Annotated in this window: 1 pseudogene; it reads left to right on the plus strand. The window is 42.6% G+C overall.

The window, feature by feature from the left end:
• Nucleotides 1-10,464 (plus strand): annotated as a pseudogene (locus tag A3735_RS31255) (hypothetical protein); the annotation flags it as partial.

A 10,464-nucleotide genomic window follows, 5' to 3' on the forward strand; every position in this document is an offset into this window, starting at 1 on the left:
CTATAGCGTCGATTTAGAGTCAGAGCGATATGCAAACTTTAAATCTGTTGCTAACGGTGTTTTTAAGGCATACGCTGACCTGGGTATATCTATTGATGGTGATTCCTTGGTTCTACCTGAAGGTCGGAGTTCTGCTCAGGTGCTGAATGATTTCGAGGCTCTGGTTGAAACAGGCTCCTATGTTTCTGAACTCGACTATTTCAAAGTAAAAGTTGAAAACGCAGGAACTATTGCAAAAGCTAAAAGCTATTTGGATGTCTATCTAGGGCTAACAAAGCCAGTTAAAGACGAGGATTCCACATTTGACTTGCTTAAGGAAGAGACAAATTCAATTGTTAAAGACAGAGTTTCGGAAGCCCTTTCCGCTTACTCTGATCTAAATGATTTTAAGCGGAAATTGAACGATGTTGATGGCTTTTATGAAGAGCTTCTCGAAGTTGGCTCATTTTCAGGTGTTAATTCGGTAGTAGCCAAATACTCAACTAAAGAGTCAGACCCGACGAAAGCAGAACACTGGTCAGCACTTAAGGACTCTTTTAGCGAACTGCAATCATTAGCAATGACAAGTAAAGAAATTGCTGAGCGCTATGATGTTGTCGCGTTTGATGAATCTAACGACGAGAAAACGCTTGTTGAAATAGCGCTTGAGACAAACGACCAAGTTGCAATTAGTAACTTGAAAGAACTTCGTGATTCCCTAGCTCAATCTTTACCTGTAATTGATCTAAAGGAGCTTGTTTATTTAGCCTATCGGAAAGAGGGAAACCCATCAGTCAAAGCAGGTTTGAATTCATTCTTTCACTCCATTATTACCTATCAAGACCTTATATCTATCGTTCAAAATCATCGAGCTGTCTACAGTTTTTTAGGCGTGCGTGAAGGTGTTGACGCCGCTGAAGATATACAAGCTATGCATAGTGAGCTAATGAGTCTGATGCAGCAGGAGGCTCAATTAGCATTCGATAGTATTTTACTTAGTACCGATGTAGAAAACGGGGTTTCTGCCAATAGGCTATCTTACGGTTCTTCAAACGGTGCCGCGAAACTGGAAGGGCTGTTTGTCGGCCAGTATCGAGGATTTATATATATAGAAGCAAACATGGTTCCTTCATCCGTTGACCTAAATAGTGGTAAAGCTCCTATATTGAGTAAAATGGTATCAATCATCCATACCGATGACATTCTCGGATACGGCGATAATGAAGCATTAGATGAGACTCGTTATTATGTTAAGAATGGTATTGTCCAGCGCAACGCAGAAGGCGAATTAATTACATCTTTGGCAGATTTTGAGTCAGGGGCATCTGACGAGTTGTTTACGGTGCAACCCTCTCGATATACAACCCCGCTTACTTCTCTTGCGGTAGAAATTGCTCAGCAAAAAGTCATTAACCTCCAGCCTCTTGTTGAACGCTTGAACGATGGTAATGGCTATCAGGGTTCCGCCGCCAATGAGAAAAATGTCTATTTTGATCTTGGTGAACAGGCTTTAAGCGAACTTCTTGAAGAGTCGCAAAGCATTGTGTCCAGGTCTTTTAATATTACAGAGGGGGATGAGCTGAAGAATATTTTCGCTATCAGTCCGGTCACTCTTCCTCACATGAAGTACTTTCAAGATGAGCTTGAGGCATCCTATCGTTATCGCTTTAATATCGAATATTACGGCGCGATGCTCCAGTCTCTTAAGTTAGCAAGTAATTTAGATTACGAAGTAGTTCAAAACGAGATTGCCAAGGATCTGTATGACGGACAAATTGATGGCAAGCAGAATTCTGAATTTATTGAATCCTTGTCTTCGATAAATAGTCTTACGTATTTTGCAACGAGAGAGCCGTCTTCCGCATTTATCCCAGATACCACGGTGAACGTTAGTGAATTGGGCCAACTGTTAGAGCAAGAGTTTGAACTGCTTGTTGGCGAAGACTCTGATTTCGGTGAATACAATTCTTATTTGCAAAATTTAGCGTTGGTTGGAGCGGCTGGTGGTGTAGATTCTGACGGTGACGGAATGCTCGATAATGATGACCCTGACCCATCAACTCCCAATGAGATTGTCGATAATGGTTATGATGGATTGCGTTCGGTTTCTGTGCAATTCGAAGACGCTTTACTAATGCCTATAGATCAAAGTCTAGTTCTGACAATCCCAATAGAGGAAGTTCAGACAGGTGATGATGAAAAGCTAAGCTGTGCGCCTCATGACTCCCAATGTATATTGGTTGGGGATATGTCGGTTGAAATAGAGGTCGCTTCCAGCATCAACGTAGCACCTGATACGCATAATGCGACTATTTCCTCTCGTCTGTTCGATAGTGGAAGTGCGCGTTTCTTAGAACTAAAAATCGATGGATCAAAAGCGGGTTCGTATTCTGCATATGTACAGCTCACAACAGAAGCTCAGGTTAACCCTGAGACAAAAGCAGTAGAGGTCGATGAACAGCAATTCGGATTTGAACTACCTTTCACAATCTTTGATTTCTCAACACTTGAATTTAGGGTTGTAAGCGAAAATCAAGATCCTGTGACAGGCTCCGAGTTCGTTAACGCAGGCTCTAAGATCGTCCTTCAATTTAAAGCAACTGATCAAATATGCGAGCTATATCCTGTTTGCGGTGACAATAATGAAAACGTCGGAGAGTTTCTCGATCTTGACTTGATTGGTGAATCTTTTTCTGTCCAATATCAAATCAATGATGAAGAGGAAGCCAGCCCCTTCCAGCTAGCAGCTTCTGAGGGCCTTACCGGCGACTTGTCAGTTATTTCAAACCTTCAGGCAGGCCAAGCCATAAATGCGACGCTTACCTATAGCGACAAACAATCGTCCATATATTTGGGGGATATAAATGCTTCGGTCGTTGATGTCGATGCTGTAGATTTTCGAGAAAAATGCCCTGAACCGTTGTCTGGAATTGATGATGTGAACGGAGATGGCGTTATAGACGCTAATGACAATCTTCCTTGTTTTGCTGACATCTTAGCAGCAACAGATAGCAAAGCCGAAGTTTACAACTCAGACCTAGATGAGTACTGGTATTTTGACGACAGTTGGCATTTTATCATTAGAGAAAGCGGCAATAGGGATAGGTTCTTAGGTCACGTACAGCTGCCTAAAGACAAGTACAGTAATTATCAAAAAGTACAGAAGCTTTTGTTCGACTCTGAATTAAGACGGATGTATCTGGCATTTAGCGGAGGTGCGATTAGCTATTACTCCTTAACTACACAATCTGTTTCATCTTTTTATATACCTAGTGTCGAAGAAGACACTTCGAACTTTGTTCTTTTAGGTTCGAACTTATTGATACAGCCTGAGACGTCTAACTCGGCAATATTCGACTCAAACGGCGATGTGGTAAGTATTAATTTTGGTTTGACGTTTCCAGAGCCGGGTAGATTACTTACCCCTCACTTAGGAAACCTTAGTTTAACTCGATTTGCCAATGATATAGCCGTACGTTACGAAATTGAGCGCTATAGGGACGGCAGTGTTCAATCACTCGAAGGCTTGAATTCTACCGATACTGTGTCATTAGACTCTGGGCAAGGTGAATTTGGTGACACGCTAACAATCTATCTTAGTGTCAAAGCGCTAGATGAACAGTTGATAGAATATAGTTATTCCACGCATTTAATTGGGACTAATGGTTTTGTCCTAAACTCTGATTATTCAGACGATGAAAATCCGCCCCTTTTAAGTGCTGGTCAGCTTGATTTGTCAGGCGCGCACATAGCAGATCATTTGTATGTCGAATGGGCTGTAAACGATATATCTACAGATTCACTAGTATATAGTTTTACTGATAAACGATATCCGTATCTGTACGAAGCCAGTAAGCTTGAATACGGAGATGTCATTGAAGCGACTATTTACCTTAAACGCTCAGCAGATTTTTCCAGTCAGCAAGACATTCGTCTTGCCACGCTTGAAGGAGTCTTTGTAGGTGATCTTGGTAATTATATTCCTGTTTTAGATACTGAATACTGGGATGAAAATCTTCATCCGGTAGATGCAAGCGTTAAAGCACGATTGATCAGTAGTACAGAGAACGATGACTTCTACGCGGCAGCAAATTTCACACCAGTTTGGTTTATTAATGATGTTGAGGTTCCAGGAGAAAGCTCTTTTGAGTTTCCGACAAACCCAGAGACAAACATCAGGTTTGGCGACGTAATATCTGTAGAATATTCGTACAGCATAGGGCAGGAGTCCGGTCGTACTGAAACACTTAGGCTCCCCACTATCGAAACAGACTCTGAGCTAACTGAGTTTTCCATTACTCCCGTCGTTGTTGAGGAGGGCGAATCAGTGAGTCTAGATTTGTCCAAGTTCAGCGCTGTTGCGTTGGAAACGCTTGAAGCTCGTTGGTATATAAATGGTGAGCTGGATCGTTTAGTTAAAGATTTTACCTATCCTGGTGAAAAGCTAAGGTATGGTGATTTAATTCGTTTAGAGCTTGCTCCCCTTGTTGCTGAAGACAATGAGGTTCAAGACTCGTTTTCATACGAGGGTGCGAAAGCTTTTGTAGGGCTAAATATCGATAAGTTGAACGGTTCTACTGATGCTTCAAACGCTTTTGTTGACAGTGATGGCGATGGAGTTCCAAACTTTCGCGACTATTTCAGGTTTGATCAGAACTGTTCAGTGGAAGGCGAGGGTCGCCCAGATGATCTAGACTCTGATGGCCTGCCCGACCTGGTGGAACTTACAAGCGCCTATTCAACCAACCCTCATTTGCGAGACTCTGACTCTGATGGGATTAATGACTTTACTGAGAGTGAATTAAACCTCTCCCCAGTTTTACTTGATAGTGATGGCGATGGTTACTCAGATGGTTTTGAGCTCATCTGGGGTAGTGACCCAATTGATGATGCGGACCCATCAATTGGTGATGATAAGGATCATGACGGTCTAACCGATGAGTTAGAATTAGTAAATGGGACACTTGTAAATGGTAGTGACTCCGACAACGATGGACTTGAAGACGGGTTAGAATTGTTACTCGGCACTGAACCTCTTTCCGCTGATTCCGATGGCGATGGTTTATCTGATGGTGTCGAGAAGTATTTGACTTCAACAAACCCTCTTATACCAGATAGTGATGGTGATCAGCTTAGCGATGGTGTCGAAGTTGCTCTTACGCTTACCGACCCGTCAAGCTCTGATACCGATAACGATGGGGTTTTAGATCGTGAAGAGGAGTCTTCACTAGCTATTGACGATAAGACCTTATATCAGGTTTTATACCCTGATGATTTGTTAGCGTACAACAAAAATGCTTCTGAGTCTTTCGTTCCTCAGGGGACGTGTTATGCCACATGGCTAGCCAGAAATAAAGCTGATGAGATCAAAGTGAGCTTTGAACCTCAAATAGACGAATCTAGTAAGCAGGAAGTTTTATTTTTTAACGATACTTGGCCTGAAGTAATTAGATTTCAAGCTGATCAAGGAAGGTTTACCAAGGCAATCGGGAAAGGCGATATAGATGCGAGAATTACCTCCGCTAATTACGCGCGCACCAATAGTAATTTACTCTACTTAGGGTTTAGTGATGGTTCGATTTGGAGTGCTGATCTTACCCAAGCAGAGCCAAGCCTAACTCTTAGTTATCTGCTTCCCGAAAAACAAGCGGTTATTGCCTTAGTTGATCAGGGTGATTTTCTCCTGGCTTCAGTTTCTGCAGACGGCGCTAGTGAGAATATCTTTATGTTTGAAGATGCGGGGGCAGGCCAATCTCCGGTTAATGTGTCACCATTCTCAAGTAATATTCAATTGTCTTCGGCCGTGTGGCAGAACGCCGATAGCGCAGCACTATGGGGCTTTAGGAGTAATAGCAGTGAGTTGGTGCAACTTGTCGTGGATGTTCCTGGTAAGAGTTTGTCACAAACTATTTTTGAATCAGATCAAACACTCGTGTCACCCTTATATGTGAAAGAAGAGGTCGCTGGTTCAAAACTCTATATTTCGAACGGCGTTACCTTTGACACGAATGATTTAAGTTTCGAATATGACAATAGCAGTAATTTTAATCTGGGTATCTATCACCAGGATCATCATATTCAATCTATGAGCGCTAATAATGCATTACGCTTAAGTTATGGCCTTACAGGTGAGTGGAGTCTTGAGCAAAGTTATTACGGTCGTGAGCTTGTTGCTCTAATACCTACCGGGTTTAATGTTTTGGCTCTAACTCAGCCTTCAAATATTGATGAAAGCGGTTCTGCCGGCTTAAGGTTTGATGTGGTTCAAGTTGGAGATTCCGATGACAACGGCTTACCTCAATGGTGGGAGTCCTTATTTGCAGAAGGTACGCTTGCTCAGTTTTCCAACTTCGACCAGCCTGAAGAGTATGACTTTTCAACAGATTTTAATAGCATAATTGCTAGGGATTTTGATTCAGATAGCGAAGATATGGATGATGATGGCCTAAGCAATTCATTGGAACGTAGTCTAGGTAGCTGTGTTGATGTGAGTGATGAATGTCCTACGCCTTCGGACTCGGATCTAGATGGTTTATCGGATTTGTTCGAACAACAATACTCGTTTACCGACAGCCTGGGTATCGAGCATCGAGTCAGCCTGACTTCAGGTGATACCGATGCCGACGGCTTAAGTGACTATGATGAGATTATTACGATAGGCAGCTATCCCGATAACAATGATTCTGATGGCGACCTTATCTGTGATGCTCAAGAACTCGAGTTAACAGGAACAGATTTATTGAATTCAGACTCGGATGGCGATGGCTTAACAGATGGCAGAGAGCTGGGTATCGTTACATTAAATTGTGATGCTCTTTTCAAGGGGGACGTGTTCAGTGATCCTCTCAGTTTCGATTCAGACGAAGACGGCTTAAATGATAGAGAGGAGTTTTTTGCATCGACTGACCCGTTTAACCCTGATTCTGATGGTGACGGCCTTAAAGATGGCCAGGAAGTAATCTTTGGTGGCGACCCGCTTGACAGTATGTCGCGTAATGGAGTCCTGCTAGATGGTGAGATTGATAGTGATAGTGATGGCCTCTCTGACAGCTACGAGCTAAATCATAGCAATTCTAACCCAAATAATGCCGATAGCGACTCAGATGGTTTATCTGACTATGTCGAAGTTACTTTGGTTGGCTCAAACCCTAATAACATAGATACTGATGGTGATTTGATTTGTGATATTTTTGAAGATATTTACGATCAAGATGGTGAGTATCTTCAAACAGACCCTGCACTTAGCGATACTGATTCTGACGAATTAAGTGACGCATTTGAGCTTGGCTTGTCAGGCGATCCTGTATCATGTTCCGAGCTTCCTAATCTAAACCCGGTTTCAGACCCAAGGTTGTCAGACAGTGACGGTGATGGGCTTTCTGACGTTTTAGAGGTCACTTATGTCTATGACAGTTATTCAGACGATTTTCGTTTACGTAAGCCTGACGTAAACCTAACAATAGATCCGTTATTGTTAGATACAGATGGTGACTTGTTGTGTGATTTCATAGAACTTGGAGTCAGTAATCCTGCTGAAAGTGATACTGACTTCGATGGCCTGAATGATGCTACTGAACTAGGTCTTGAGTTAAGCGAAGTTCTCTGTACTCCCATTTCAATAGCAGATCAGTTAACTAGTCCTGTACTCAGCGATAGTGATAACGACGGTCTAAGCGATGGGCAGGAGATTTTGATTACGGGAACAGATCCTCTTGATACTGACTCAGATGATGATGGTATAAGAGATGGTGACGAAGATCGTGATGGCGACGGTTTGAGCGACTATGTTGAGCTTAATCTTTCCTTCACTCTTTTCGATACTGTTGATAGCGATGGCAATGAAGTTAATGATGCCCTTGATGATCAAGATGGTGATGGCTTAAGCAATATCGAAGAGTTGGGTTATGGGACGTGCATTGCCTATCAGGCTGTATCATGCCCAAGTCCAGAGGATAGCGATCAAGATGGTGTTTCAGACTTTGATGAAATTAATCGAGCTGATCAGGAAGGCACAGACCCCCTTGGTTCAGATACAGATGGCGACGAGCTTACTGATAGCGAAGAGCTAGCTATAGGTACCAATCCTCTCTTAGCAGACTCTGATCTTGATGGGATCGATGACAATGAAGAACTTACGTTATCGTTAACTGACCCACTAAATCCAGATACTGACAATGATTTTCTAGCGGATGGGCAGGATGATAGCCCCTTGCAGCCTGATAGCGACAACGATTCGTTATTAGATGGCATTGAGGTTCATATTTTAGGCACCTCGCCTGACAATAACGATAGTGATGTTGATGGGCTTAAAGATGGAGATGAAGTATGGGTCTATGGTTTCGGTCTTGATGAGTTAACGTTGCTCAAGACTGGTCGTGATCTCGATATAGACCTTAATTCAAAGAGTGGTGTTACTGGTTGGAATCCGCCTTCCAATAGCTTCGAGGGTGCTGCCTACGAATATCTCGTTACAGACGTCGCGAGAATTGTAGTCAATGATGCTGGCACTTCGCTAAACGAGCCATTTGTTGCTGAAGGTGATGAGCTTGATGCGGGTGTTGAGGTTATCGGTAAAATTCATATTCGATATATCTCTAATCCTTCTCTAGCGGATAGTGATGGTGACGGGCTTACTGATTATACCGAGCTCATGCTGATTGAGAAAACCTATGGTGATACCCGTTTTGATATTAATCCGCTCGATATCAATACAAGTTACCAGGAGCTGGAATCCAACGAAGAAAACTTTAAAGTATCTGACCCTTTAAGGGCTGATACCGATGGGGATGGCCTTAGTGATGGCGATGAAGACATAGATGATGATCTGTATGTCAACGACTTAGATCAAAATAATGAAGATTCTTCAGTTATTGTTGCAGATACTGATTTTGATGGATTGCCGGATGGTATTGAAGTGCTGCTTACCCAAAGTAATCCTGCTAAGAACGATACAGATGGAGATGGCTTGTTTGATGGCAATCAAAATAATGACACCGAATCTCGTTATGAAGTTATTTATGATTCCGCAAACCCTCCGAGATTAATTGAGAGCACAGCCTCTTGTAATGCTGATGAATATCGACTTAGTAACATAGGAAACAGTGAATATTGCGTTCAACTTTCATATATATCAGACCCGTCAAAGATAGATAGTGATGCAGACGGCGTACCTGATCGGTACGTCACGGAAAGCTCGAAAGAGATGTTTGATCATTTTCCACTTGATAGGAGTTGTCATAGATTAACTGATGGCGTAATTGATAATGATGATCCTTCTGACAGGAAGTGCTATTCCGCGTGGATGGCGGGGCAGGCCTCTATCGACCAAGTTCGCAATGGCAGCTGGGATGATATAAGTGCAGGGAGTCAAAATGTCGTAACGTTTTCCGGTAAAGGCTGGGATAGAATCATCAGATATCGAATGGGGGCTTCTGAAGATACATCGTATTATCTCCCGCATACACCGGTAAGTGGTGATGTAGTAACCGCGCTTTCAGGAAGCTTACAAAGGTTATATTTTGCAGATGACGAAGGAGCTATTTATTATCAAAATCTTGAAAGTGACAGCCCCTTGGTTCCGTTTGTTCAGCTCGCTGCTGAAGATTCAGATGTTGTACATATAAGTGGATTGGGCGATAACTTGTTTGTTTTCACGCGAAACTCCACCGCTTTAGAAGAGCGCTACAAATTGATTATGTTTGATGCTGCTGGCGCGCTGCTTGGTAGTATTGTGGACATCGAATATGATGTTTTGCCAGACAGTATTAAATTAGCCTGTCGCAATGACAGCTGCACTACTTTGGTTGATATTCTTGCAGTTGTTCGTGTAGATAATCATCCAAACAATGAAGTACTTTCAATGACCTTGGACTTATCGACGTTTGGTATTGCCTCTGATGAAATATCCACTATTTTTGAATCATCAGAGAAACCGCTTAGCGGGCCCATTCAGTTATCTGAAAATGGTGAATTGATCTACTTCGGATCTGGGCATCAACTTACTCTGGCTTCACTAGAGGTGCCGGTGGCAGGCAGTTTGTTGCATAAATCATACGGTTTAGCTGAATACTCGACGTTTTATGATCTTCATGAAGAAAACCAGCACTTCATTGCTATCGTTGACGATCCTAGTTCTTTATTTAACTCTCAAGAAACGCGGGCAGTCTATATCGAGGACAATAAGCCTACAGATGATGGCGAACCAACAAAGTATCTGATACAGCAAGCCACAGAAGATGAGCTAATGATGAAAGTCTTGCCGCAACAAGTCGCAGGCCAGAGTGACTTTGCGTTATTAAGTGTGTATGACTCGCTCGTCGATATAATGCCTATCGGTGTGACGGATCAAGATTCAGACGGGATGCCGGGAATATTCGAGATGCTTTACGGCTTGGATGATAGTGACCCAAGCGATAAGTTCAAAGACTTGGATAAGGATAATTTAACAAATATCGAAGAGTATCTGTTAAATACTAAACCTGACAA

It is taken from the genome of Oleiphilus sp. HI0061 (genome assembly GCF_001635675.1).